Below are 25,207 nucleotides of genomic sequence, written 5' to 3' on the forward strand. Positions count from 1 at the left end.
CCCCTTGCCGACAAAAACAATAAGAACGACCCCCAAAAGGCGCCGCGCATGCTGACCTATACGATCCGACGGCTCGTCCTCGCGATTCCGACGCTGCTCTTCATCAGCCTTGTCATATTTCTGTTGCTTGAACTGGCGCCCGGCGATCCGATGGCGCAGGTGCCACTCACCGTGCCCCCCGAAGTCAAGGAGAAGATGCGCCTCGCACTTGGCCTGGGCGAGCCGACGCATATCCGTTTTCTGAAATGGATGTGGCAGTTTTTCGTGGTCGAGCCGATGATGTTCTTCGACTGGCTTTTCGGCACCGCCCTCGCCGAAGGCCAGCAGCGCGTGCTCAGCTGGCAATTCCGTTCGCCGGTCATGGATGTGATCGTGCAGCGCATGCCGCAGACCCTCTGGGTGGTGGCGATGTCCTATGTGGTGGGTATCCTGATCGCCCTGCCCATCGGGATCTACTCGGCCTACAGACAGTATTCCGTTTTCGACCAGACCGGAACATTCGTTACTATGGTCGGCTATTCGGTGCCGCCGTTCTTTTCCGGCGTGCTCGTGATCGTGATCTTCTCGGTGCAACTGGGCTGGCTGCCCTCAATCTATGACACCACGCTGGTGGTGGTGGACTGGGCCACGTTCAAGCAGCAATTGATGCAAATGGTCATGCCCGTGATGGTGCTGGCGCTGCAGACCACTGCGCAGATCAGCCGCTTCATGCGCGCCTCGATGCTCGACAATCTCAATCAGGACTATGTGCGCACCGCCCGCGCCAAGGGCCTGTCGGAATGGTCGGTGATCATGGTCCACGTGCTGCGCAATTCGATGATCCCGGTGGTGACGGTTATTGCGCTTGGCGTGCCCAGCATCTTTGGCGGGGCGATCATCACCGAGCAGATATTCAAGGTGAATGGCCTTGGCCAACTCCTCATCACCGCGATCGAGGCCAATGACCTTCCGATGGTGCAGACCGTGACCTTTATCATCGCGGTGCTGATCGTGTTCTTCAATATCGTCGCCGACGTGCTCTACGGCGTGCTCGACCCGAGGATCCGCTATGACTGACGCCCCCGATCCCAAACCCATCGCAGCCCTCGCCGACAAGGGCCCCACCGCCCCTCCGCGCAGCCAGTGGCGCGACGTCTGGGATCAGTTCAAGACCCATCGCGGCGCGCTCGCGGGCGGAATCGTGCTCTTGTTCATCATCGTCACGGTGTTCGTCGGCCCCTATCTCTGGCCCTATGACGCCACCTTCATCGATATCCGCGCACGCAATCAGGGGCCAAGCCTGACGCATCCCTTTGGCACCGATCAGTTGGGCCGCGACATGCTGGCGCGGATGATGGCCGGCGGACAAACCTCGATCGCGGTGGGACTGACGGCGATGCTGCTGGCGCTTGGGCTGGGCAGCCTGATCGGCGTACTGGCGGGCTTCTTCCGACGCCTCGACGGGCCGCTGATGCGGCTCACCGACCTCTTCCTATCGCTGCCGCTGCTGCCGCTGCTTCTGGTGATGGTGCTCCTGTTCCGCGAAACGCTCAGCGGGATTCTCGGACCCGAGACTGGCATTTTCATCCTCATTGTCGTGGCCATCGGCGTCACCAGCTGGATGCCCACGGCAAGGATCGTGCGCGGCGACGTGCTGGCACTCAAGGAACGAGAGTTCATCCTCGCCGCGCGCTCGATCGGAACCACGAATTACAACCTCATCACCCGGCATATCCTGCCCAATGTGATGTCGCCGATCATGGTCTCCGCCACCCTCGGCATCGCCAATGCGATCATCACCGAGAGCGCGCTTTCCTTTCTCGGCCTCGGCTTTCCGCCCGATTTTCCGACCTGGGGGCGGCTGCTGAACGACGCGACGCAATATCTTCAGGATTACCCCGAGCGGGTGTTCTGGCCCGGTCTTGCCATTTCGCTCACGGTGCTCAGCATCAACTACATGGGCGACGGGCTGCGCGACGCGCTCGATCCGCGCATTCGTGGACGCTGAGCATGATCGCCGCGATCTGGCGCAGCTTTCGCCGTCTGCCGCTCCGGGTGCAAATATGGGTGGCGATGATCCTCGTGTCGGTCAACGCCGCCTCCCTTCTGTGGTGGGATGCCCCCATGGGTGCATGGGTGGCGGGCATGGCGGTGGGCGCGATGCTGCTCAACGGCGTGCTCATGCTGATCGAGCGCGGCTTCTCACGCGCCATGGCGCTGCCGCACGTGCTGATCTGGACGCCGCTCATGGCGCTGGTGATCTGGCTGCTGTCACAGCATATCGCGACGGGCTATCGCCGTTACCTTCTGGTCCTGCTGGTGGTGGATGGGATTTCGCTTGCGCTCGACTATGCCGACAGCTGGAAATGGTGGAAAGGCGACCGCAGGATCGCCTGACACCCGCGCTTTCAGCCCAACTTGCGCAGCCGCGCGAACAGGCTCGAGGTATCCCAGCGCCCGCCGCCCATCTTCTGCACATCCTTGTAGAACTGATCGACCAGCGCCGTCACTGGCAGGCTGGCGCCGGTCTCATCGGCGGTGTCAAGGCAGATGCCCAGATCCTTGCGCATCCAGTCCACGGCAAAGCCGTGGTTCCACTTGTCATCCAGCATGGTCTGGTAACGGTTGGCCATCTGCCAACTTCCGGCGGCGCCCTGACTGATGACCTCGACCACGGCGCGCCCGTCAAGCCCCGCCTTCTCGGCGAAATGCAGCGCCTCCGCCAGACCCTGCACCAACCCCGCGATGGCAATCTGGTTGCACATCTTGGTCAACTGTCCGGCACCGCTCTCGCCGATCCGGCGGCAGAGCTTGGCATAGATCTGAATCACCGGCTCGGCCGCCGCATAGTCCGCCTCGTCACCACCACACATGATCGACAACTGGCCGTTCTCGGCCCCCGCCTGCCCGCCGGACACGGGAGCATCGACAAAACCCAGCCCCGACGATCTGGCCTGATCATACAGCTCAGCCGTCACCCTGGACGACACGGTGGTGTGATCGACAAAGATCGCGCCCTTCCTCATGCCGGCAAACGCCCCGTCAGCCCCCTGACACACGCTGCGCAGGTCATCGTCATTGCCGACGCAGGCCATGACGAATTCCGCACCCTCCGCAGCCTCGCGCGGCGTGGCCGCCGAACGCCCGCCATGCTGGGCCGTCCATTTTCCGGCCTTGGCCGTAGTGCGGTTATAGACGCAGACATCATGCCCCGCCGCCTGCAAGTGCCCCGCCATCGGATAGCCCATCACGCCAAGCCCCAGAAACGCCAGTTTCGCCATTGTCCTGTCCTCTCCCATTGTCTCGCCCCGGTTTTCTGACTATCCCCAGAAGCTGATGCAAGTGGAAAATGGAGCCGGATCCGACCATGTCAACGTTGATCATATGGTTGCTGCGCCTCGCAGGCGGCGCGGTTCTGCTGGCGGTGATCGCCATCGCGGGCGTCTATTTCCTGCTCTCCCGCTCGCTGCCCGATTACGACAAGACCCTTGAGGTGTCCGGTCTTTCCGCCCCGGTCGAGATCGTGCGCGACAACGCCAATGTGCCGCATGTCTTTGGCCGGACCGATACCGACACCTTCTTTGGCTTGGGCTACGCGCATGCGCAGGACCGGCTCTGGCAGATGATCATGCTGCGCCGCACCGTTCAGGGACGCCTGTCCGAAGTCTTCGGCCCCCGCACCCTGGAAATCGACCAGGTGCTGCGCCGGTTCGACCTCTATACGCTGGCGCGTCAGTCGGTGGCGGTGCAGGATGCCGAAACGCGGGCCGCGCTCAAGTCCTATTCCGACGGGATCAACGCCCGGCTGACCGAGATCAACCGCGATGCGCTTGGTCGTGGCGCGCCAGAACAGTTCCTCTTCAACGCTCCTGTGGCCCCGTGGCAGCCAGCGGACTCCATCGCGTTGATCAAGCTGATGGCGGTGCAGCTCTCGGCGCATCTGTCCAACGAGGTGCTCTTTGCCCGCACCTCTTTGGCGCTCGAAGATCCCGCGCGGCTCGACGATATCCTGCCGCTCGCACCGGGCAGCGGAATCGCCGCCCTGCCGGAATATGCCGCCCTCTTTCCGGATACCGAGTGGCCCCGGATGGCGCGGGCGCAGGACACACCCAAGCATCCGCTTTCACCCTTTCATCGACCGGCATTTGCCGGAGCCTCCAACGCCTTTGCCGCCGCGCCCACGCGCTCGGCCTCGGGCGGCACGCTTTTGGCCAATGACCCGCATCTGGGCTTCTCCGCACCGAATATCTGGTATCTCGCCCGACTGGAGTTGCAATCGGGCGGCGTGATCGGTGCCACAATCCCCGGCATCCCGGTGATCCTCACGGGGCGCAGCGCCAGTCTCGGCTGGGGCATAACCTCGTCCTACATGGACGATCAGGATCTCTTCATCGAGGAACTCAATCCCGACAACCCGGCCGAATACCGCACGCCGGACGGCTACAAACCCTTTCGCACCACCCGCTCGATCATCGAGATCAAGGGGGCCGACCCCGTCACCCTCACCCTGCGCTGGACCGAAAACGGCCCGGTCCTACCCGGCAGCCACTACAATCTGGCAGAGGTGACACCGCCTGGCCATGTGGCGTCGCTGAGCTGGACGGCGCTCAGCGCCGAGGATACCACGATGAGCGCCGCCATGACACTGATGCGCGCCGGATCGGTCGAGACGGCGCTTGAGGCGGGTCGGCTCTATATCGCACCCTCCCAGAACCTGACGCTGGTCGATCAGGACACGATCGCGCTCAAGACCGTCGGCGCAGCCCCCCGCCGCGACGCCCGCCACGAAAGCGAGGGCCGCATGCCTAGCCGGGGCTGGCTGACCGAGAACCGCTGGCAGGGCACCCTGCCCTATGCCGCGAACCCCGAGTTCATTGCACCCCGAGGCGGAATCCTGGGCAACACCAACAACAAGATCGTCGACCGCCCCTTTCCGATGCATGTGAGCCACCTCTGGGGTGATACGCAGCGCGTGCATCGCTGGCAGCGCCTGATGCAGGGGCGCGGCGTGCATACCCGCGACAGCTTTGTCGAGGCGCAGCTTGACACGGTCAGCTTCACCGCCCGCTCGCTCCTGCCGCTGATCGGTGCCGATCTGTGGTTCACAGGCGAGGCCGCGCCCGACGGCTCGCCCGAACGCCTGCGCCAGAGGGCACTGACAATGCTCGCCGACTGGAACGGCGAGATGAACGAACACCTGCCCGAGCCGCTGATCTACGCCGCCTGGATGCGCGCCCTGATGGACCGCTTGATCCGCGACGATCTGGGTCCGCTCTCACGGGAATTCGACCACCCCGACCCGGTGTTCATCGAGCGCGTGTTCCGCGATGTGGACGGCGCCTCGGCCTGGTGCGATGTCAGGCAATCGGCCGCCACAGAGACCTGCACCGACATCGCGCGCATGGCGCTTGATGATGCGCTGATCTGGATCTCCGAACGTTATGGAAGCTCACTGGAAAGCCTGCGATGGGGCGAGGCGCATCAGGCCACCCATGACCATCAGGTGCTGGGCAATGTCCCGCTCCTGCGCCATTTCGTCAACATCCGGCAATCCACCTCGGGCGGCGACCACACGCTCCTGCGCGGGCGCACGCGCGGCGGCGATGGCCCCGACCCGTTTCAGAATGTGCATGGTGCGGGCTATCGCGGGGTTTACGATTTCGCCGACCCCGACAGCAGCGTGTTCATCATCGCAACCGGCCAGTCTGGTCATTTCCTCAGCCGCCATTACGACGATCTCTCGCAACTATGGCGGCGCGGCGAGTATATCCCGATGTCGCTCGATCCCGCACTGGCGCGCGCGGCGTCGGTGGGTGTGACCGTGCTCGCGCCAGAAACTCCCTGACCCGCAGCCTTCGTCAATCACCGGGCCGCTTTCCCTGCAGGAAAGCGGCCCGGAACCCGTTTGTATTGTCCTGTCCTGCTATCAGCCCGCCGCAGCCACTGCCCGGCGCGTCATCACCCCGGCCAGATGCGCGCGATACGCGCCCGACCCGTGCAGGTCGCTGATCATGCCATCGGCCGAGAGGGCAAGCCCCTTCAGCGCCCCGGGTGCGAAATTCGACGAAAGCGCCGCCTCCGCCTCCGACCAGCGGAACACGCCACCTTCAGAGGCCCCGGTCACCGCCACGCGCACACCTGTGCCGTATTTCGCGACAAACACCCCCACGAGCGCAAAACGCGAGGCGGGTTGCTCGAACTTCTGATAGCTGGCCTTTTCCGGCACCGGGAAACGCACCTCGGTGATGATCTCGCCATCCTCGAGCGCCGTGGTGAACATCCCCTGAAAGAAATCATCCGCCGCAATCTCGCGATTCGAGGTGATCACCACCGCCCCCGATCCCAGCGCCGCCGCCGGATAACAGGCCGAAGGATCGTTATTCGCCAGACTACCGCCGATGGTGCCGCGATTGCGCACTGCCGGATCGCCGATATGCCCGGCCAGCGCGGCCAGCGCCGGATAGGCCCCCGCGCCCGCCGCAACTGTGGCATGGGTGGTCCCGCCACCAATACAGAGCGCGCCGTCATCGGCGGTGCAGATGCCCTGCATCTCCTTGATGCCCGACAGGCACACCAGCCTTTCCGGGGCCGCCAGCCGCTGTTTCAGCGTGGGGATCAGCGTCTGACCGCCGCCCAGCGCCTGCGTTTCCCCGGAACCAAGCGCCTTGATCGCATCGGCAATTGTTGCGGGGCGTTCGATATCGAATGCATACATGATCGCTCTCCTTACCCTTGCATCGCTTGCCAGACGCGCGACGGCGACAGTGGCATGTCGATATGGGTGACGTTCTTTCCAACCGATTGCAGGGCGTCGATCACCGCATTGACCACCGCGGGCGGGCTACCGATGGCACCTGCCTCGCCACAACCCTTCACCCCAAGCGGATTGTGGGTACAGGGCGTCTGGCAGGAATGATCCACCCGGTAGAACGGCACGTCATCGGCACGCGGCATCGCGTAATCCATGTAGCTGCCGGTCTGTAGTTGGCCGTTCTCATCATAGACGCAGGATTCCAGCAACGCCTGTCCAATCCCCTGACCGATGCCGCCATGTACCTGACCCGAAACGATCATCGGGTTGATGATATTGCCGAAATCATCCGCCGCCGCGAATCGCTCGATGGTGACGCGGCCGGTTTCGGGATCTACCTCTACTTCGCAGGCATAGGCCCCTGCCGGGTAGGTAAAGTTTGACGGATCGTAAAACGCCGTCTCCTCCAGCCCCGGCTCTACCTCCGCGAGTGGATAATTATGCGGAACATAGGCGGCGAGGGTTACATCGCCCCAGGCCACGGATTTGTCCGTGCCTGCAACGCTGAACTGCCCATCTTTCAATTCGATGTCGGCCTCCGAAGCCTCCATCAGATGTGCCGCGATCCTCTTGGCCTTGTTGATGATCTTCTCGGTAGCCCGCACCATTGCAGAACCGCCCACGGCAATGGAACGGCTGCCATAGGTGCCCATGCCCATCGGCGTGTTGGCAGTGTCGCCATGCACGATCTCGACCATACTGGCGTCAATCCCGATCATCTCGGCCACCACCTGCGCAAAGGAGGTCTCGTGCCCCTGTCCGTGGGAATGCGAGCCGGTCATGACCACAAGGCCCCCGGTGGCATTCACCCGCACCGTCGCACTCTCATAGAGCCCGGCCCGCGCGCCCAATTGCCCCACAAGGTTCGAGGGTGCGATGCCGCAGGCCTCGATATAACAGTTGATGCCAAGGCCACGCAGCCTGCCCTTGGCCTCGCTCGCCTTGCGCCGCGCGGCAAAGCCCTTGAAATCCGCGATCTCTTCCAGCTTGTCCATCGTGGCGTGGTAATCGCCGGTGTCATATTCCACCGCCACGGGTGTCGCATAGGGGAATTCGGTGATGAAATTCTGCCGGCGCAGCGCAATCGGATCAACGCCCAATTCGCGCGCCGCCTTGTCGATCACCCGTTCCAGTTGGAACGTGGCCTCGGGCCGCCCGGCCCCGCGATAGGCGTCCACGGGAACGGTATTTGTGAACACCGCCTTGACGTTCACATAAATGAGCGGCGTCTTGTAATTGCCGGCCATCAGCGTGCCATGCAGCCATGTGGGCACCGAAGGGGCAAAGGTGCTCAGGTAAGCCCCCATGTTCGCATGGGTATCCGTGCGGATCGCGATAAAGTTGTTGTCCTTGTCCAGCGCCAACTCGATCTTGGTCACATGATCGCGGCCATGTGCATCGGTCATGAACGCTTCGGAGCGCGAGCAGGTCCATTTCACCGGGCGGTTGAGTGCCTTGGCGGCAAAGGTGCAGAACGCCTCTTCCGCATAGTGAAAGATCTTGGAGCCAAAACCGCCGCCCACATCGGGGGCCACGACCCGCAACTTGTGCTCGGGGATACCCAGCACGAAGGCCCCCATCAACAAGCGGATTACATGCGGGTTCTGGCTTGTGGTGTAGAGGGTCGAGTCGCCCGTCGAGCGGTTGAAATCGCCCACCGCCACGCGCGGCTCCATCGGGTTCGCGACCAGCCGCTGATTGACCAGTTCCAGCGTGGTGACATGCGCGGCCTTCGCAAAGGCCTCGTCCACCGCCGCCTTGTTCTCCTCGACGAACCCCCAGTCATAGCAGAGGTTGCTCTTGAGCTCGTCATGCACCTTTGGCGCGCCCTCTTTCAGCGCCGCCTTCATGTCCACGACCGCCGGCAGTTCCTCTATATCGAGCACGATGGCCTCGGCCGCATCGCGCGCCTGTGCGTAGGTCTCGGCCACTACGGCGGCGATGGGATCGCCCACATGGCGCACCTTACCCTGCGCCAGTACCGGATGCCCCGGCTCCTGCATCACCTCGCCGAAACGATCCGTCACCTGCCAGCCGCAGGGTAGCCCGCCCACCCCTTCGAAATCCTTGCCGGTAAAGATGCGCAGCACGCCGGGCATGCCCTCGGCATCGCCGGTATCAACCTTGTTCAACCGCCCATGCGCCACATCCGAGCGCAGGAAATGCACATAGGCCTGCCCGCGCAGATTGATGTCGTCGGTGTAATTGCCATTCCCGGTCAGAAACCGGATATCCTCGCGCCGCTTTGTGCTGGCGCCGATACCTCCGTCTTTGGGCATGTCATTCTCCTCCCTGATCGTCCGGGGTCACCCCCCATGAACACCCGACCCGCAGCCCTTTCACTGTTCCCGAAATACTCCGGGCGAGCGCTGCAGGCGTGGGGGCCGCGCCCCCGAATGCACCTTATTCCGCCGCGATGCGACTCACGTCCTGCCCGCTGGCCGCCAGTATCGCCTTCACGATATTGTGATAGCCCGTGCAGCGGCAGAGATTGCCCTCAAGGTAATCGCGCACCTCGGCCTCACTCGGCGTCGGGCTCTCGGCCAGCAGGGCCGCCGCCGACATCACCATCCCCGGCGTGCAGAAACCACATTGCAACCCGTGGTGATCCTGGAACGCCTGCTGGATCGGGTGCAGCGTCCCGTCGGCCTCGGCCATCCCCTCGATGGTCTTCACCTCGGCGCCCTCGGCCTCGGCAGCGAACATGGTGCAGGCCTTGACCGCTCGCCCGTCCACATGCACCACGCAGGCCCCGCACTGGCTGGTGTCACAGCCCACATGCGTGCCCGTCAGACCCAGGTTCTCTCGCAGAAATTCGACAAGAAGCGTGCGGCCCTCGATCTGGCCCGACGCTGGCTTGCCATTCACGGTCATCTTGACCTCTGGCATTGGCTCCTCCCGGTTGGCTTGGTTCTGTCTCCCTGTCAGACCTAGCAGGCTCGGTCCGACTGTCCAGTGCGACTAAAGCACGGCTCACGCATGTTGAGAACCCGGTATTTTGCGGCTCACCTGCGACCCGCGCTGCGCGGCTGTGGCCGGGTCGGGATTTCCTTCAGCAGCCCCCCCACCCCCATCGCGGCGATTTCCGCTGCACCGCATGGCAGCCCGCAGGCCACCCGCGCCAGCACCCAGTCCGCACCATGCAGCACCGGACTGCGCGCAGAGCCCGGCAGGCCGATCACCGGCTTGCCGCCAAGACTACCAAGAAACAGCAGGTTTCCCGGATCGACCGGCATGCCGAAACGCTCCACTTGTCCCCCGGCACGGCGCAATGCCTGTGGTGCTGTATCATGAGGATCCGACGTCGCCGAGGCGGTGAGGATCAGCACGATATCCCCCCTCGCGGCCCCGATCGCATCAGCCAGCGCCGCCTCTTCATGGGCGCAGATAACGGTCTCGGCCATCTCCATGCCCAGCCCCGTGACCCGCGCCGCGATCGCCTCGGCCCCCTTGTCGCCCGGTCCGCCGGGTGTATCGGTGATGATCAGGCTGGCATTGCGATATTGCGCCACCGCCAGCCGCACCGCGCCGCGCGCCAGATCCGCCGCCCGCGCCAGCGCCGCACCCGATACGCCATAGGCGATGATCTTGACCGTCGCGATCATGCCCCCCGCCCGGATCTGATGATGGTCCGGCACCGTCGCCACCGTGATCATCGGATCGACCGCATTGGCCGCGTTGATCGCGCCGGTATCGAGACAGACCACCCCCGGTCGCTCCGCCAACAGGTTGACCCGCCCGGTGAATGGTGCACTAATCGCGATGCCTGACGCCGTGCCGCGCAGAGCCTGCGCCAGCATCTCCGCTGCCCGATCCTCGTGCAGATCGCCTGTTTCCAGCCGGGCGACCGTCACCTGCGCATAACCCGCCGCACGCAACGCCCCTATCTGATCCGTGCCCAGCACGGCCCCCTTGCGCAGCCGCCCGCCCGCCACCTGCTCGGAATGCGCCAGAATCGCCCCCTCGGCCTGATCCAGCGGAACGGGTCCGAATTTCACGCGTCCAACCTCAGCACGCGCGTCATTTCCGCAAGGATCGCCACCGCGATCTCGGATGGTCCCGCCGCTCCGATATCCAGACCGATAGGTCCGTGTATCCTTCCGATCTCGGCCTCTGTAAACCCGGCCTCGACCAACCGCGCCACCCGCTTTGCATGCGTCCGGGCTGATCCCAACGCACCGATATAAAAGACCTCAGAGCGCAGCGCCTCGATCAGCGCCGGATCATCCAACTTGGGATCATGCGTCAGGAGCACCAGCGCCGTGCGCCCATCCAGCCCAAAGACGCGTACCCCCTCGTCCGGCCAGTCGTGCAGCACCGTCTCGCCGGGAAACCGCGCCTCGCTGGCGAAACTCTCGCGCGGGTCGATCAGCAGTGGGTCATATCCGGCAATCCGCGCCATCGGCACGAGGGCCTGCGCGATATGTACCGCCCCGACGACGATCAGCCGCAAGGGCGGATTGTGAATGGCGACAAAGGTCGCGCCATCCTCCTCGAACCCCGAACGATCCATACGAAAACGCACCGCGTGGCCATCCCGCTCCAGCCGCCGCTCGACCTCCAGGCCCGTGACATAGGCCACCGGCACCCGCGCCTCACGGGCCAGCACCAGATCGGCCAGCAGAGCCTCGGGCATCACCGTGCCCACCGGCTCGACCAGCACCCGGATCGTACCGCCGCAGGCCAGCCCCACGGCAAAGGCATCGCCATCCGACACACCATATTCCAGCAGCACCGGCTTGCCCGCCTCGATCGCGTCCAATGCCTCGGCCACCACCGCGCCCTCGACACAGCCGCCCGAGACAGAGCCTGCAATCTCGCCCTCGCCCGAGATTGCCAGTTGGCTGCCCACCCGGCGCGGCGCGCTGCCCCAGGTCTCGACCACCGTGGCCAGCGCCGCGCCCTTGCCCGCGCGGTGCCAGGTCAGCGCGGTTTCGGGAATGTCGTCAAACCTCTGCATGATCCTCTCCCATTGCTGCGTTCATCTAACACCCGCATCCCGATTTCCGGCAGAAAAATCGCACCCCGTCAGCCGTGCAGGGCCGCCATCAAACGGGCCTTTTCTCCGTCATCATCCCGGCGCGAAATCGCTTCGGCCAGATCCTCCAGCGTGGCGATGGAATGGCCGGCGCGGAATGCGTCCACATGCGGCAGCATGGCACGAATACCCTGCGCCTTGGGCGCGAACCCTTCCCACCGGAGCAGCGGGTTGAGCCATATCAGCCGCCGCGCGCTCAGATGCAGTCGTTCCATCTCATGCGCCAGCGCGTCGGGGTCGTCCCGGTCCAGACCGTCAGTGATCAGCAGCACCACCGCCCCCTGCCCCATGACCCGACGCGACCAGTCGCGGTTGAACGCATGCAGACAGGCCCCGATCCGGGTGCCACCCTCCCAGTCCTGCGCCTGCCGCCCGGCAGCAGCCAACGCCGCATCCACATCCCGTGTCGCCAGTTGCCTTGTAATATTGGTCAGCCGCGTGCCAAAGGTAAAGGCATGCACCTTTGCCCAGCCCGCCCCTTTCTGATTGGCGACAGCGTGGAGAAAGTGCAGAACCATGCGGCTATACTGGCTCATCGAGCCGGAAATATCGCACAGAACCACCAGATTGGGCCAGCGCTCGCGTGGCTTCTTGCAATGAATGCGCCGCATCTCGCCGCCATGGCGCAGCGCGCCGCGAAACGAGCGCCGCATGTCGATCCGCGTGCCCTGCGGGCTGACCATGCCCCGGCGCGAGGCAAGGGGTTTGACCGGCAGCGTCAGCCGCGCCAGCATCCGCCTGGCCTGCCGCATCTCTGCCGTGCTCATCTGTTCGAAATCGAGCTGTCGCAACCGCTCGTCGCCCGACATCGTGGCGCTTGCATCGACCTCGACCTGCACCTCGTCGCCATCTCGCTCGTCGATCGCAGGCGCATCCCGCGTCACCCCGTCAAGCAGCGCCTCCGCCGCCCGCTTTTCGCCCGCCTGCGCCGCCCGATCCTCCTGCACGCCGCGAATGGCAGGCAGCATCATCGCCATCATATGCTCGACATAACGCGGATCGCGCCAGTAAAGGCGGAACACCTGCGCAAAAACCACCAGATGCTCGGGCCGCGTCACCAGACAGGCGCGCAGAGTGTAGAAAAAATCCTCGCGGCTGGAAAATCCCGCCGCCGCGACAGCGCGCACCGCGTCGATCACCCGGCCGGAACCAATGGTCAGGCCCGCCGCGCGCAGGGCGCGCGCGAAATGGGTGATGTTATGGGTAAGTTTCGGGTCGTCCGGCAGATCGAGGGGGGCGTATTCGGTCATGCCGCGCCGTGGGGGCGCCGCCCCCACACCCCCGGGATATTTGAACCAGGAAGAAACATCAGGCGGGTTCCAGACTTGCCCGCACCTCATCCAGAATCCGCTTGGCCTCCGACCCCTGCAATTTGGCAATATCGTCCTGATATTTCAGGATCGCGCCCAGCGTGTCAGCGATCACCTCGGGGCTGAGGCTGATCACGTCCAGCGCCAGCAGGCATTTGGCCCAGTCGATCGTCTCGGCCACACCCGGTTTCTTGAACAGATCCTCGGTGCGCAGCCGCTGAACGAACGCCACCACCTCGCGGCTCAGCACGCCCGCCGCCTCGGGCGCGCGCGCGTGCAGTATCTCGATCTCGCGCTCGAATGTCGGATAATCAACCCAGTGATAAAGACAGCGGCGCTTGAGCGCGTCATGCACCTCGCGGGTGCGGTTCGAGGTCAGGATCACAATGGGCGGCTCGGGCGCCCTGATCGTGCCCAGTTCCGGTATCGTGACCTGAAAATCGCTGAGCGCCTCCAGCAGGAATGCCTCGAACGGTTCGTCGGTGCGGTCGATCTCGTCGATCAGCAGCACCGATGCGCCGCCGGGTTGCGGACGCATCGCTTGCAACAAGGGCCGCTCGACCAGATAATCCTCGGTAAACAGCTCATCCTTGAGATGTCCGCGATCCACCCCGCCCGAGGCCTCCGCAGCACGAATCGCAATCATCTGACCGGCGAAATTCCATTCATAGACCGCACTCGCGGCATCCAGCCCCTCATAGCACTGCAGTCGGATCAGCCTGCGGCCCAGCCCGGCGGCCAGCGCCTTGGCGATCTCGGTCTTGCCGGTCCCGGCCTCACCCTCCAGAAAGAGCGGCCGCCCGAGCCGCAGCGCCAGATAGGTCACCGTGCCAAGCGCCCGCCCGCAGACATAATCCTGCCCCGCCAGCAGGGTCTGCACCGCGTCAATGGATGTGGGGTTCTGCACGCTCTCGCCTCCGCCATCTGTTCTCCTGGCAGAACTGCATGCCATGCGGCATTGGTCAAGGGCGCGCACCACAGGTCGCGACGCGAGACAACCGTCGAAAACAACCAAAGGGAGAACATTCCGACACCCGGACTGCACAAGGTGGTCAAGGATGCGCAGGTGCCGCAAACGTGCTAGATGATTCTCCATGCTGCCTGACAGAGACCGGATTGCATGCGGAGCGGATCATCGGGTGTCGGCAGAGTGGGTTTGAAGTTGAAGGGTTGCCGTGGCCATGCAGAACAGTTCCACCATCATAAGCAGTGATCTCTCGGGCCTCGGCTGGCAGGCGTGGCGTGACCGCGCCGCAGAACTGGTGGAACGCGAAGGCTATGCCGTGCCCCTGGGGCGCAAACACGCCGCGATTCTGATCAGGCGGAAATCCACCTTGCTCGTCACCTTCGAAACACATGCCCGCATGGCCGAACTCTCGCCCGAGGCGCATCCCCTGGGCTGGACCATGGTCAAGGGGCTGGAGTGGTCGCATCTCTGCCTTGTCAGCGAGGAGGACACATGGTTCCGCGACCAGCGGGTCTATGGCTTTTTCGACCGGCTGATCGACGAGGGGTTCTTTGACAATTTCGACCAGGTGATCTTTTACGGCGCAGGGCCCTGCGGCTATGCGGCGGCGGCCTTTTCAGTCGCGGCCCCGGGAGCCAAGGTGGTGATGCTGCGGCCACAGGCAACGCTCGATCCCGAGCGCAGCGAATGGGATGACCGCTATATCCGCATGCGCCGCACCAGTTTCACCGACCGCTTCGGCTATGCGCCCGACATGCTCGACGGGGCGGCAGAGGCCGTGCTGCTCTATGATCCCGAGGTCGAGCTTGACGCCATGCACGCCGCTCTCTTCTCGCATCCGAAACTGCTCCGGTTCCGCACCCGTTTTCTTGGCTACCGGATCGAGCCGGAGCTTTTGCAGATGCGGGTGCTGCTGCGCATCCTGGCGCAGACGGCCAGCGGCAAGCTGACCCGGTCGAGCCTGGCAAGACTGTTTCGCGCCCGCCGCAATGCGCCGTGCTACCTGACGCGCCTGCTGCAAGAGCTGATGGCCGAAGAGCGTGATCATCTCACAATCCTGCTCTGCCAGAACGTGCTGGCACGCGAACTGGGCGGGCCGCGTTTCCGAAAGGCGCTGCAACTCGCCGAAACCCGGCTGCAGGTGCAGCAGGGCTGAGAGCGCAGGAGTCTCTGGCCTTGACCCGCGCGATTGTGTATGCGCAGCCCCATGAGCCAGACCCTGATCCTACGCCGCCCCGATGACTGGCACCTGCATCTGCGCGATGGCGCGATGCTGCGCGCCGTGCTGCCCGAAACCGCGCGCCATTTCGCCCGTGCCATCGTGATGCCAAATCTGGTACCGCCGGTGGTCACGAGCGGTGACGCCCGCGCCTATCGCGACCGTATCCTCGCCGCTCTGCCCGAAGGTGCGGATTTCACACCGCTGATGACGCTCTACCTGACAGAGAATACCGACCCCGAGGATGTCGCCGCCGCCCATGCCGCGGGCCTCATCACAGCGGTCAAGCTCTACCCGGCAGGGGCCACCACCAATTCGGCCAGCGGCGTGCGCGATTTCGACGCCGTGCGCCCCGTGCTCGACAGGATGGCCGAGATCGGCCTGCCGCTCTGCGTGCATGGCGAGGTGACCGATCCCGCCACCGACATCTTTGACCGCGAGGCGGTGTTCATCGACCGCGTGCTCGATCCCATCCGCCGCGCCACGCCGGGTCTGCGCGTGGTGATGGAACATATCACCACCTCGCAGGGCGTCGATTATGTTGGATCGCAGGACCGCGACCTCGCCGCCACCATCACCACGCATCACCTCGTGATCAACCGCAACCACATGCTGGCGGGCGGGATCAGGCCGCATTACTACTGCCTGCCCGTGGCCAAGCGCGAAGAGCACCGCCTTGCTCTGCGCGCCGCCGCCACAGGCGGCGACCGGCGCTTTTTCCTCGGCACCGACAGCGCGCCCCACACCGATCCGCTCAAGGAAAACGCCTGCGGCTGCGCCGGTTGTTTCACCGCGCCCAACACGCTCTCGATCCTCGCACATGTCTTCGAGGACGAAGGCGCGCTCGACCGACTCGAGGGCTTTGCTTCGTTGCACGGCTCCGCCTTCTATGGTCTGCCCCCCAACGAGACGCGGATCACGCTGACCAGGGGCGCGCCCGTCCACTACCCCGCCCGGATCGAGACGGGCGAGGGCCCCGTCACCGTCTTCGACCCCGGATTTCCCCTGCACTGGCATGTGACCTGAGCCTCTTCTTGGCGAAAATACCCCCGCCGGAGGCATTGAAACTCTTGCGCGGAACAACCGCAAAAAGGACCAACCGATGATCCCCAGCACCTACCCTCCCAAAGAGGAAATCGCCCGCCTCACCGCCCGCATGCTGCTGGAGATCGAAGCAGTGCATTTCAACGCGGAAGAGCCTTTCACCTTCGCCTCGGGCCTGCGCTCGCCAACCTATGTCGACTGCCGCAAGCTGGTCAGCTACCCGCGCATCCGCGCCACGCTGATGGATTTTCTCACCATCACCATCATGCGCAACGCCGGGTTCGAAGCGTTCGACAACGTCGCGGGCGGCGAGACGGCGGGCATTCCCTTTGCCGCGCTGGTGGCCGAACGCCTCGGGTTGCCGATGACCTATGTGCGCAAGAAACCCAAGGGCTACGGGCGTAATGCCCGCATCGAGGGTGTGATGACCGAGGGGCAGCGCGTGCTTCTGGTCGAGGATCTGACGACCGACGGCGGCTCCAAGCTCTCTTTCGTCGATGCGATCCGCGAGACCGGCGCTAATTGCGCCCATACGGCGGTGATTTTCTACTACGGCATCTTCCCCGAAACCGAGAAGGTTCTCGGCGATCATGGGGTCGCGCTGCACCATCTGTGCACCTGGTGGGACGTGCTGGCCGAGACCCGCGCGCAGGGTAGTTTCGACGTCCGGACACTCGACGCGGTTGCCGAATTCCTGAGTGACCCACGTAAGTGGCAGGCGGCAAACAAGAAATAAACTTATCCCCAGAGCGTTAGAATTCTGCCATCTCGAATCGCAATCGCACCCGAAATATGGTAGGATTTTTCTGCACAATCACACCATGTGGCAGTTGCAGACGCGCGTCAGGCTTATCCACCGGCTTTTCCCTCTGATCCTCCACAGGGTTATACCAGTGGCGGTCCATGCGGGGTTCGCCTAAGAATACCAAGCACAAAAAACCGAAAAACGGGGACAGCAGGCATGAACGAAATCACCGCTTTCAATCCGACCGGGGCCGAAATCGAGGCCGCCGAGACGATGCCGCATTCGATCGAGGCCGAACAACAGCTTCTGGGCGCGATCCTGACCAATAACGATGTTTATGACCGCGTCGCACAGATCATCGGACCACAGCATTTCTACGACCCCGTGCATGCCCGCATTTTCGAGACCGCCGCCGCGCGCATCGCCAAGAATGCCCTTGCCTCGCCCGTCACCCTGCGCGCCTTTCTGGAGAATGACGAGGGCCTCAAGGAACTGGGCGGTCCCGCCTATCTGGTGAAACTCGCCGGTGCCGCGATCTCGACCTTTGCGGCGCGCGATTACGCGCAGATGATCTATGATCTGGCGATCCGCCGCGAACTGATCGCTCTGGGCCATGAAATCGCCGGCAAGGCAGCGCGCGTCGATGTCGACAGCGAGCCGAAGGACCAGATCGTCGAAGCTGAGCAGAAACTCTACCAACTCGCCGAACAGGGTCAGTCTGAAACAGGATTTCAGAGCTTTCTCAAGGCAGTAACAGACGCAGTTAATGTTGCTAACGCGGCCTATCAGCGCGAGGGCGGGCTGGCGGGCATCGCCACCGGCCTTGTCGATCTCGACAGCAAGCTGGGCGGCCTGCACAAATCCGACCTGCTGATTCTCGCCGGTCGCCCGTCGATGGGCAAGACCTCGCTGGCGACCAACATCGCCTTCAACATCGCCCGCGCCTATCGCCGCGGCACTCTGCCCGACGGCTCCGAAGGGGCGGTTGACGGTGGCGTGGTGGGTTTTTTCTCGCTGGAAATGAGCGCCGAACAGCTGGCGGGCCGGGTGTTGGCCGAAGCCTCGGAAATCTCGTCGCACAAGATCCGCCAGGGCGACATGGACGAGGTTGAATTCCGCCGTTTCGTCGATGCCGCCAAGACGCTCGAATCCTGTCCGCTCTATATCGACGATACCGCCGCCATCCCCATCGCTCAGCTTGCCGCCCGTGCCCGCCGCCTAAAGCGCACGCATGGGCTGGATGTGCTGATCGTCGACTACCTGCAACTGGTGCGCGGCTCGGCCGACAACCGCGTGCAGGAAATCGGCGAGATTTCCATGGGCCTCAAGGCCATCGCCAAGGAGTTGCACATCCCCGTCATTGCGCTCTCGCAGCTCTCTCGGCAGGTCGAAAACCGCGAGGACAAGCGCCCGCAGCTATCGGATCTGCGCGAATCCGGATCCATCGAGCAGGATGCCGATGTGGTCATGTTCGTGTTTCGCGAGGAATACTACAAGGAGCGTGAAAAGCCCGGCGATCACGAGATGGACAAGATGGCGGAATGGCAAGAGGCCATGGCGCGTCTGCATGGCAAGGCCGAGGTGATCATCGGCAAACAGCGCCATGGTCCCATCGGCACCGTCGAGTTGAGCTTCGAGGCGCAATTCACTCGGTTTGGCAATCTTGTGAAGCCCTGGCAACAGGGCAGCGGACAGGACTTCTGACGCGCACCCTCCGGATCGTCCTCAGACCCGGACGCCGCGCCGCCCGGCCAGATCGGTGAAATACTGCCAGGCCACCCGCCCCGACCGCGCCCCGCGCGTCGCCTGCCACTCGATCGCCTCGGCGCGCAGCGCAACATCGTCGATCCCGACGCCGTAGGCGTCACAATAGCCGCGGATCATGGCAAGGTATTCATCCTGATCACACGGATGGAACCCCAGCCACAACCCGAACCGATCCGACAGCGACACCTTTTCCTCTACCGCCTCGGAGGGGCTGATCGCCGACGAGCGTTCGTTCTCGATCATGTCCCGCGGCATCAGGTGGCGGCGGTTCGAGGTGGCGTAGAATACCACATTGTCGGGCCGCCCCTCGATGCCGCCATCCAGAACCGCCTTTAGCGATTTGTAATGCTGGTCGTCATGGCTGAATGACAGGTCATCGCAAAACAGCAGGAACCGCGCGTCGCTGCCCCGCAGCAGGTTGAGCAGACGCCCGACAGAGGGAAGATCCTCGCGCTGCAATTCCACGATCTTGAGCGGCAGACCCTCGGCCCGCACGGCACCGTGCACGGCCTTGACTAGGCTCGACTTGCCCATGCCGCGCGCGCCCCACAAGAGCGCATTGTTGGCGGGCAGGCCACGGGCGAACTGCCGTGTATTGGCCAGCAACGTATCGCGCGCCCGCTCAATCCCGACCAGCAGCGACATATCCACCCTGCTGACCTGCGCCACCGGCTCCAGCCGATCAGGACCGACATGCCAGACAAAGGCGTCCGCCGCGTGGAAATCCGGCGCGCTCAGCGGTGCGGGGCTCATCCGCTCCAGCGCCGCGGCAATTCGCTCCAGAGGATCAGTGGTCATTCAGCTCTTGCTCTTGTCGGTCTCGGTGTCGGCGAGCGGCTCGTCGGGATCGAATTCCGGGGCGTCCTCTTCGTCCTCGAACCACAGGCCCTGCTCGCGCAATTCCTTCTCGCGCTTCTTCTCGACGCGCCTGACCAACTGAATGGACGCCTCGTAAAGACCATAAACCACGATAAAGAGAATGATCTGCGTGATCACATCCGGCGGCGTCACCAATGCGGCCAGCACCAGAATGCCCACCACCGCATATTTGCGCACCGATCTGAGTCCGTCCGCACTCACCAGCCCGGCCTTGCCCATCAGGGTCAGCAGCACGGGCAACTGAAAGCACATGCCAAAGGCCACGATGAACTTGACCGTGAGGTTCAGATATTCCTGCGCCGAGCCCTGAAACACGACCGACAGCGGAGCCGCGTTCATGCCCCCATCAATCGCCTCTCCCTCGCCGCCGAACTGCTGAAACCCGAGGAAAAACTCATAGGCCAGCGGTGTGACCACGTAAAAGGCGAAGGCCGCCCCGAGAAAGAACATGAACGGCGAGGCCACGAGAAACGGCAGGAACGCGCCCTTTTCCGACTTGTAGAGCCCCGGCGCCACGAACCGCCACATCTGGTTGGCGATATAGGGAAAGGCAAGAATGAACCCGCCCAGAAGCGAGACCTTGATGGCGACAAAGAACCCCTCTTGCGGGCTTATGAAGATCAGATCGCAATCCTGGCCGCGTTCGGCCAGTACGGAACATAGCGGTGCAGTCAGGAAATTGAAGATGGGCGTGGCCACGGTAAAGCAGATCACCATGCCGATGATGAAGGCCACCACGGAATGGATAAGCCGCGTGCGCAACTCCGCCAGATGCTCGATCAGCGGCGCGCTGCTGTCCTCGATCTCGTCGTTCGGGGTCATGCCTGATCCTTGGCCTTGGCTCTGGCCTTCGCCTTGGACTTCGGCGCCGCCTTGGGTTTCGGAGCGCTGGCGGTCGTGGCCGCCTTATCGCCCGGCGCCGCCACGGCGGCCTCTGCCTCGGCAGTTTTACGCGCACTTGCCATGTCGGCAGCTTTCTCCCGGATCTTGTCTGCCTGGGCCTGCCGTTCTTCGCTGAGTGCGGGTTTGGCGCTGTCCTTGAGGTCGCGCGTTACGCTGTCGGTGGTCTTGCGCACCTCATCCATAGCCGATTTCATCGGGTTGGATGCCTTTTTGAACGTGTTTGTGATATCGTTCACGCCCGATTGATCGGCGGCGTCGTTCATCGCGCGGCTGAATTCACGGGCCATGCCCTTGGCCTTGCCGATGAACTTGCCTACCGCGCGGAACATTCCGGGCAGATCCTTGGGGCCCACGACGATCAGCGCCACGATGCCAATGAGCAAGAGCTCGGTCCAGCCCAGGTCAAACATTTATGGCTCAGGCCTTGTCTTTTTGGTCAGCCGGGGTCACGTCGCGTGCCTCGTCCACCGCAGATTTGCTCTCGTCCTCAAGCTCTTTACTACCTTCGGCCACGCCCTTCTTGAACGAGGTGATGCCCTTGCCAACCTCGCCCATCAGCGACGAAATCTTGCCGCGACCAAAAAGCACGAGCACCACCACGGCAATGAGCAGAAGGCCGGGTAGGCCGATATTGTTCAGCATGTCTGTCTCTCCCTTGCTCGGGGGGCGTAAACAGCCCCCGCGAATATCATTGGTCTATCTAGTAGCTCACAGCAGCCATTAAAAGCACCAAAGCCGTGCGCGGTCCTCAATTCGTGACAATTTTTGCGATCCCACCCTATGCGCGGGTGCAAGTCCGGGTCAATCGGCGCTCTGCGCCTCCGCGCGGCTCTTGCCGCTCACATTCATCGCCAGCGTCGCGGCCATGAACTGATCAAGATCGCCGTCAAGCACCCCTTTCGTGTCCGATGTCTCGACCCCGGTGCGCAGATCCTTGACCATCTGATAGGGCTGCAGCACGTAAGACCGGATCTGATTGCCCCAGCCCGCATCGCCCTTGGCGTCATGCGCCTCGGTGATGGCGGCATTGCGGCGGTCCAGTTCCAGCTGATAGAGGCGCGATTTCAACGCCTTCATGGCAATATCACGGTTCTGATGCTGGGATTTCTGCGACGATGTCACCACGATGCCGGTTGGCATGTGGGTGATCCTGACCGCCGAGTCGGTGGTGTTCACATGCTGCCCGCCCGCACCGGAGCTTCGATAGGTGTCGATGCGGATATCGGCCGGATTGACCTCGATCTCGATATTGTCATCGACCACCGGATAGACCCAGACCGAACAGAACGACGTATGCCTCTTGGCCGCCGAGTCGAAGGGCGAGATACGCACCAGACGATGCACCCCCGATTCGGACTTCAGCCAGCCATAGGCATTGTGGCCACTGATCTTGTAGGCGGCGGACTTGATTCCCGCCTCATCGCCCGCACTCTCGGATTGCAGCTCGACCGTGTAGCCGCGTTTTTCCGCCCAGCGCACATACATCCGCGCCAGCATCGAGGCCCAGTCGCAGCTTTCTGTGCCGCCAGCACCTGCGTTGATCTCCAGAAACGTGTCATTGGCATCGGCCTCGCCATCCAGCAGCGCCTCCAGTTCCCTGGCCGCTGCCACCTTGGCCAGCGCTCGTAGCGCCGCTTCGGCCTCGGTCACGACCTCGACATCGCCTTCCATCTCGCCCAGTTCGATGAGACCGATATTGTCTTCAAGCTCCTGCTTGATGCTGTCATGGGTATCCAGCGCATCGACCAGAGCCTGCCGGTCGCGCATCAGCTTTTGCGCATTGGCCGGATCATCCCAGAGCGCCGGATCCTCGACCCGCGCATTGAACTCCTCCAGCCGATGTTTCGCGGTCTCCCACCCCAGCCGCTGGCGCAGCAGGTCCAGCGACTTTTCGATCTCCGACACGAGGTTCTGGGTTTCTGCGCGCATTTACATGTCCTTGGCTGGTCAGTGGCGCGTGATAGCGCAGCGCACCGGCACGGGCAAGAGAGCCTTAATACAATCCGCCCGAACTCATGCTGCCAAAACTGGCCTTGCCGCCCACCTGCGCCTTTTCGCCGGTCGAGGTGGTGACCTCCTCCACATTTTCCCGCTCGCCCGCCTGAAACAGATCAAGATCGGTTCCCATCGCAAAACCGCCGTCATACATCAGCCCGAATATCGGCTCTTCGCCATCCCGGAAATATTCGGCCACCACAAACTCGCCCTCCGCATCGTCCGGCAGACGGGCGCCGCTGTAGCGGTCGATCTTGATGAAATGACCGCCCGGCGGCACTTCGAACGGGCCGCCGCCGTATTTCTGGACGGCCTCCGTCATGAACTCCTGGAACACCGGGCCGCACAACGATGACCCATAGGCCGCACGACCCAGACCGCGCGGTTGATCGTGGCCGATATAGCAGCCCGCCACGATATTGCTGGTAAAGCCTATGAACCACACATCGCGCGCGTCATTGGTGGTGCCGGTCTTGCCCGCCACCGGCACCGGCAGATTGATCGCCCCCGAAGCGGTGCCGCGATCCACCACGCCCTTGAGCATCGAGGTCAACTGATAGGCGGTGACTGCATTCATGACCTGCTCGCGGTCCGATACGATCCGCGGGCCGCGCGTGGCCGGGATGGTGGGATCGTCACAATCCACGCAATCGCGCAGATCATGACGATAGATCGTCTTGCCATAGCGGTCCTGCACCCGGTCCACCAGCGTCGGGCGCACCCGCTCGCCGCCATTGGCGAACATCGCATAGGCCGCCACCATATTGTAGAGCGTGGTCTCCTCCGACCCCAGCGAATTGGCCAGAAACTGACCCATGTTCTCGTAAACGCCAAAGCGTTCGGCATAGCGGGCCACCACATCCATCCCCACCTCCTGCGCAAGTCGGATGGTCATCAGGTTGCGCGACTGCTCGATGCCGGTGCGCAGCGGCGTGGGGCCGTAGAACTTGTTGGTCGAATTGCGCGGCCGCCACAGCCCCTGCGGCGTGTCGATCTCAATGGGCGCGTCGATCACGATGGTGGCGGGGCTGTAGCCGCTGTCGAGAGCGGCGGCATAGACGAACGGCTTGAAGGACGAACCCGGCTGCCGCATCGCCTGCGTGGCGCGGTTGAACACCGAGGCCTGATAGGAAAACCCGCCCTGCATCGCGATCACACGGCCCGAATTCACATCCATCGCCATGAATCCGCCCTGCACTTCGGGAACCTGCCGCAGGCTCCAGTTGGCAAAGGTGCCGTTGTCATCGGTCGCGCGGCGCACATGCACCACATCGCCCGGCGTGAATGTCGCCCTGAAATCGCCGCGCAGCCAGGAAATATCCTTGCGCGGCACCTCGTGGATGCCCTCAACCCCCTCAATGCCGATCCGCATCGCCTGATCGCCCGGTTCCAGCACCACCGCCGGATACCATTGCCCGTCCAGATCAATATCCCGAGGCACCGACAGCGCACTCAGCGCCTCACGCCACCCGGCCTCGCTGTCCAGCGCCTCCGGCGGCAGCACCAGCCCCGTGCCCCGCCAGCGTCCCCGTCCCCGGTCATAGGCTTCGAGCTGCCGACGCAGGGCGCGGGCGGCATGCACCTGCATCTCCGGTTCGATGGTGGCGCGCACGCTCAGACCGCCGGTAAAGAATTCGCCCTCGCCGAAATCCTGACTCAACTGTCTACGGATTTCATCGGTGAAATAATCGCGCGGCGGCAGTTCCGCGCTGAACGGGGCAAAATCGCCATTCTGCACGCTGCGCAGCGGCTGCGCACGTTCGGCCTCATACTCCTCTTCAGTCAGATAGCCGTTTTCCCACATCTCCCTCAGCACGAAATTGCGCCGGTCCAGCAGGCGCTCTTTCTGGCGCACCGGGTGAAAATCGCTGGGTGCCTTCGGCATCGACGCCAGCATTGCCGCCTCATGCGGCTCCAGGTCGCGCAGGCTCTTGTTGAAATAGGTCTGCGCGGCGGCGGCCACGCCATAGCTGTTCTGGCCAAGGAAAATCTCGTTGAGATAAAGCTCAAGAATCTTCTCCTTGCTCAGCGTCTCCTCAATCCGCGTGGCAAGAATGATCTCCTTGATTTTGCGCTCCATCTGGCGGTCGCCGGACAACAGAAAGTTCTTCATCACCTGCTGGGTGATGGTCGAGGCCCCACGCAGATTGCGCCCGCGCGACTTGACCGCATCGACCAGCGCCGAAGCAATGCCCACGGCGTCATAACCGCCATGCGTATAAAAATTCTTGTCCTCGGCGCTGATGAATGCCTGCTTGACCAGATCGGGAATATCGCTCGCCGGGGTGAACAGCCGGCGCTCCTGCGCGAATTCGTCGATGATCCGCCCCTCGCCGGAATAGATCCGGCTGATCGTGGGGGGCGTGTAATTGGCCAGAGATTCGTGGCTGGGCAGATCCTGACCATATATATGCAGGACCGCGCCAAGGCTCAGTCCGACGACCACCACAACGAGGGTGATCAGACTGAACAGTGTCCCCAAGAGACTTAGAATCGGACGTAGCACCGCGGCCCCCGCAAATCTTATGCGCCCGATATAGGCATCCCAGC

General features: G+C 63.4%; 22 protein-coding genes. 8 read left to right on the forward strand and 14 right to left on the reverse strand.

All coding sequences use genetic code 11. The annotated features are described in order from the left end of the window. The first annotated feature begins 48 nt into the window (after positions 1-48). The 3 genes from BSG08_RS06105 to BSG08_RS06115 are packed head-to-tail and all read left to right on the forward strand — an operon-like array spanning position 49 to position 2,376. The gene (locus BSG08_RS06105; RefSeq protein WP_093033676.1) at positions 49-1,056 is read left to right on the forward strand and encodes an ABC transporter permease; all 1,008 of its coding nucleotides are present in this window, start codon (positions 49-51) and stop codon (positions 1,054-1,056) included. Further along, positions 1,049-1,987 (forward strand): ABC transporter permease, encoded by a 939-nt coding sequence (locus BSG08_RS06110; protein ID WP_093033679.1) that lies wholly within the window; start codon positions 1,049-1,051, stop codon positions 1,985-1,987. Before BSG08_RS06105 ends, BSG08_RS06110 begins: the two co-directional genes overlap by 8 nt. A 2-nt stretch (positions 1,988-1,989) precedes the next feature. Beyond that, positions 1,990-2,376, forward strand: coding sequence for a hypothetical protein (locus BSG08_RS06115; protein WP_093033682.1), 387 nt, complete (start codon positions 1,990-1,992; stop codon positions 2,374-2,376). 11 nt (positions 2,377-2,387) lie between these two features. On the opposite strand, the gene BSG08_RS06120 is transcribed toward BSG08_RS06115, so the two are convergent. Further along, positions 2,388-3,278 (reverse strand): NAD(P)-binding domain-containing protein, encoded by an 891-nt coding sequence (locus BSG08_RS06120; protein ID WP_139274540.1) that lies wholly within the window; start codon positions 3,276-3,278, stop codon positions 2,388-2,390. Between the two features lie 68 nt (positions 3,279-3,346). Between BSG08_RS06120 and BSG08_RS06125 the strand changes: the two genes are divergently transcribed. Beyond that, entirely contained in the window at positions 3,347-5,824 is a 2,478-nt protein-coding gene (locus BSG08_RS06125) for a penicillin acylase family protein (RefSeq protein ID WP_093034270.1), read from the forward strand. Between the two features lie 81 nt (positions 5,825-5,905). Here the strand turns inward: BSG08_RS06125 and BSG08_RS06130 are convergent, their stop codons facing one another. The 7 genes from BSG08_RS06130 to BSG08_RS06160 all read right to left on the reverse strand — a co-directional run bounded on the left by BSG08_RS06130 (position 5,906) and on the right by BSG08_RS06160 (position 14,090). After that, entirely contained in the window at positions 5,906-6,694 is a 789-nt protein-coding gene (locus tag BSG08_RS06130) for an FAD binding domain-containing protein (RefSeq protein WP_093033688.1), read from the reverse strand. 11 nt (positions 6,695-6,705) lie between these two features. Further along, on the reverse strand, positions 6,706-9,069 hold the full coding sequence (locus BSG08_RS06135; protein ID WP_093033692.1) for a xanthine dehydrogenase family protein molybdopterin-binding subunit: 2,364 nt from the start codon (positions 9,067-9,069) through the stop codon (positions 6,706-6,708). Between the two features lie 124 nt (positions 9,070-9,193). Beyond that, entirely contained in the window at positions 9,194-9,679 is a 486-nt protein-coding gene (locus BSG08_RS06140) for a (2Fe-2S)-binding protein (RefSeq protein WP_093033695.1), read from the reverse strand. 116 nt (positions 9,680-9,795) lie between these two features. Continuing rightward, positions 9,796-10,788: a molybdopterin-binding protein gene (locus BSG08_RS06145; RefSeq protein WP_093033698.1), complete on the reverse strand. Its 993-nt coding sequence runs from the start codon at positions 10,786-10,788 to the stop codon at positions 9,796-9,798. Beyond that, positions 10,785-11,750 (reverse strand): XdhC family protein, encoded by a 966-nt coding sequence (locus BSG08_RS06150; RefSeq protein WP_093033701.1) that lies wholly within the window; start codon positions 11,748-11,750, stop codon positions 10,785-10,787. Before BSG08_RS06150 ends, BSG08_RS06145 begins: the two co-directional genes overlap by 4 nt. A 68-nt stretch (positions 11,751-11,818) precedes the next feature. Then, entirely contained in the window at positions 11,819-13,078 is a 1,260-nt protein-coding gene (locus BSG08_RS06155; RefSeq protein ID WP_093033704.1) for a vWA domain-containing protein, read from the reverse strand. Positions 13,079-13,136: 58 nt separating this feature from the next. Then, entirely contained in the window at positions 13,137-14,090 is a 954-nt protein-coding gene (locus BSG08_RS06160; protein WP_175544708.1) for an AAA family ATPase, read from the reverse strand. A gap of 229 nt (positions 14,091-14,319) precedes the next feature. Here BSG08_RS06160 and BSG08_RS06165 point away from each other — a divergent pair, with 229 nt between their 5' ends. The 4 genes from BSG08_RS06165 (at position 14,320) to BSG08_RS06180 (ending at position 18,817) form a co-directional block, all read left to right on the forward strand. Then, positions 14,320-15,261, forward strand: coding sequence for a phosphoadenosine phosphosulfate reductase (locus tag BSG08_RS06165; protein WP_093033709.1), 942 nt, complete (start codon positions 14,320-14,322; stop codon positions 15,259-15,261). Positions 15,262-15,312: 51 nt separating this feature from the next. After that, positions 15,313-16,350, forward strand: coding sequence for a dihydroorotase (gene pyrC, locus BSG08_RS06170; protein WP_093034273.1), 1,038 nt, complete (start codon positions 15,313-15,315; stop codon positions 16,348-16,350). A gap of 76 nt (positions 16,351-16,426) precedes the next feature. Beyond that, positions 16,427-17,104, forward strand: coding sequence for an orotate phosphoribosyltransferase (locus BSG08_RS06175; protein ID WP_093033712.1), 678 nt, complete (start codon positions 16,427-16,429; stop codon positions 17,102-17,104). A gap of 225 nt (positions 17,105-17,329) precedes the next feature. Further along, complete coding sequence (locus BSG08_RS06180) at positions 17,330-18,817, forward strand: replicative DNA helicase (protein WP_093033715.1); 1,488 nt, start codon at positions 17,330-17,332, stop codon at positions 18,815-18,817. A 21-nt stretch (positions 18,818-18,838) separates the two neighbouring features. On the opposite strand, the gene BSG08_RS06185 is transcribed toward BSG08_RS06180, so the two are convergent. The 6 genes from BSG08_RS06185 to BSG08_RS06210 all read right to left on the reverse strand — a co-directional run bounded on the left by BSG08_RS06185 (position 18,839) and on the right by BSG08_RS06210 (position 25,163). Then, the gene (locus BSG08_RS06185) at positions 18,839-19,678 is read right to left on the reverse strand and encodes an ATP-binding protein (RefSeq protein ID WP_093033718.1); all 840 of its coding nucleotides are present in this window, start codon (positions 19,676-19,678) and stop codon (positions 18,839-18,841) included. Next, on the reverse strand, positions 19,679-20,581 hold the full coding sequence (gene tatC / locus BSG08_RS06190; RefSeq protein ID WP_093033720.1) for a twin-arginine translocase subunit TatC: 903 nt from the start codon (positions 20,579-20,581) through the stop codon (positions 19,679-19,681). Continuing rightward, on the reverse strand, positions 20,578-21,072 hold the full coding sequence (tatB, locus tag BSG08_RS06195) for a Sec-independent protein translocase protein TatB (protein WP_093033721.1): 495 nt from the start codon (positions 21,070-21,072) through the stop codon (positions 20,578-20,580). Before tatB ends, tatC begins: the two co-directional genes overlap by 4 nt. A 7-nt stretch (positions 21,073-21,079) precedes the next feature. Beyond that, positions 21,080-21,304 carry a twin-arginine translocase TatA/TatE family subunit gene (locus tag BSG08_RS06200; RefSeq protein WP_093033724.1) on the reverse strand — a complete coding sequence of 75 codons (225 nt, stop codon included), beginning with the start codon at positions 21,302-21,304 and terminating at the stop codon, positions 21,080-21,082. 159 nt (positions 21,305-21,463) lie between these two features. Further along, complete coding sequence (gene prfB / locus BSG08_RS06205) at positions 21,464-22,591, reverse strand: peptide chain release factor 2 (RefSeq protein ID WP_093033727.1); 1,128 nt, start codon at positions 22,589-22,591, stop codon at positions 21,464-21,466. A gap of 64 nt (positions 22,592-22,655) precedes the next feature. Further along, a complete protein-coding gene (locus tag BSG08_RS06210) occupies positions 22,656-25,163 on the reverse strand; it encodes a penicillin-binding protein 1A (RefSeq protein ID WP_093034276.1) in 2,508 nt (835 codons plus the stop codon). Positions 25,164-25,207: the final 44 nt, after the last annotated feature.

It is taken from the genome of Roseovarius azorensis (assembly GCF_900109455.1).
Lineage (GTDB): Bacteria > Pseudomonadota > Alphaproteobacteria > Rhodobacterales > Rhodobacteraceae > Roseovarius > Roseovarius azorensis.

Excerpts from the sequence above, each read along its gene's own strand:
- BSG08_RS06105 (WP_093033676.1), top strand. The coding sequence starts at position 49 with ATGCTGACCTATACGATCCGACGGCTCGTCCTCGCGATTCCGACGCTG.
- BSG08_RS06110 (WP_093033679.1), top strand. The coding sequence starts at position 1,049 with ATGACTGACGCCCCCGATCCCAAACCCATCGCAGCCCTCGCCGACAAG.
- BSG08_RS06115 (WP_093033682.1), top strand. The coding sequence starts at position 1,990 with ATGATCGCCGCGATCTGGCGCAGCTTTCGCCGTCTGCCGCTCCGGGTG.
- BSG08_RS06120 (WP_139274540.1), bottom strand. The coding sequence starts at position 3,278 with ATGGGAGAGGACAGGACAATGGCGAAACTGGCGTTTCTGGGGCTTGGC.
- BSG08_RS06125 (WP_093034270.1), top strand. The coding sequence starts at position 3,347 with ATGTCAACGTTGATCATATGGTTGCTGCGCCTCGCAGGCGGCGCGGTT.
- BSG08_RS06130 (WP_093033688.1), bottom strand. The coding sequence starts at position 6,694 with ATGTATGCATTCGATATCGAACGCCCCGCAACAATTGCCGATGCGATC.
- BSG08_RS06135 (WP_093033692.1), bottom strand. The coding sequence starts at position 9,069 with ATGCCCAAAGACGGAGGTATCGGCGCCAGCACAAAGCGGCGCGAGGAT.
- BSG08_RS06140 (WP_093033695.1), bottom strand. The coding sequence starts at position 9,679 with ATGCCAGAGGTCAAGATGACCGTGAATGGCAAGCCAGCGTCGGGCCAG.
- BSG08_RS06150 (WP_093033701.1), bottom strand. The coding sequence starts at position 11,750 with ATGCAGAGGTTTGACGACATTCCCGAAACCGCGCTGACCTGGCACCGC.
- BSG08_RS06155 (WP_093033704.1), bottom strand. The coding sequence starts at position 13,078 with ATGACCGAATACGCCCCCCTCGATCTGCCGGACGACCCGAAACTTACC.
- BSG08_RS06160 (WP_175544708.1), bottom strand. The coding sequence starts at position 14,090 with ATGGCATGCAGTTCTGCCAGGAGAACAGATGGCGGAGGCGAGAGCGTG.
- BSG08_RS06165 (WP_093033709.1), top strand. The coding sequence starts at position 14,320 with ATGCAGAACAGTTCCACCATCATAAGCAGTGATCTCTCGGGCCTCGGC.
- pyrC (WP_093034273.1), top strand. The coding sequence starts at position 15,313 with ATGAGCCAGACCCTGATCCTACGCCGCCCCGATGACTGGCACCTGCAT.
- BSG08_RS06175 (WP_093033712.1), top strand. The coding sequence starts at position 16,427 with ATGATCCCCAGCACCTACCCTCCCAAAGAGGAAATCGCCCGCCTCACC.
- BSG08_RS06180 (WP_093033715.1), top strand. The coding sequence starts at position 17,330 with ATGAACGAAATCACCGCTTTCAATCCGACCGGGGCCGAAATCGAGGCC.
- BSG08_RS06185 (WP_093033718.1), bottom strand. The coding sequence starts at position 19,678 with ATGACCACTGATCCTCTGGAGCGAATTGCCGCGGCGCTGGAGCGGATG.
- tatC (WP_093033720.1), bottom strand. The coding sequence starts at position 20,581 with ATGACCCCGAACGACGAGATCGAGGACAGCAGCGCGCCGCTGATCGAG.
- tatB (WP_093033721.1), bottom strand. The coding sequence starts at position 21,072 with ATGTTTGACCTGGGCTGGACCGAGCTCTTGCTCATTGGCATCGTGGCG.
- BSG08_RS06200 (WP_093033724.1), bottom strand. The coding sequence starts at position 21,304 with ATGCTGAACAATATCGGCCTACCCGGCCTTCTGCTCATTGCCGTGGTG.
- prfB (WP_093033727.1), bottom strand. The coding sequence starts at position 22,591 with ATGCGCGCAGAAACCCAGAACCTCGTGTCGGAGATCGAAAAGTCGCTG.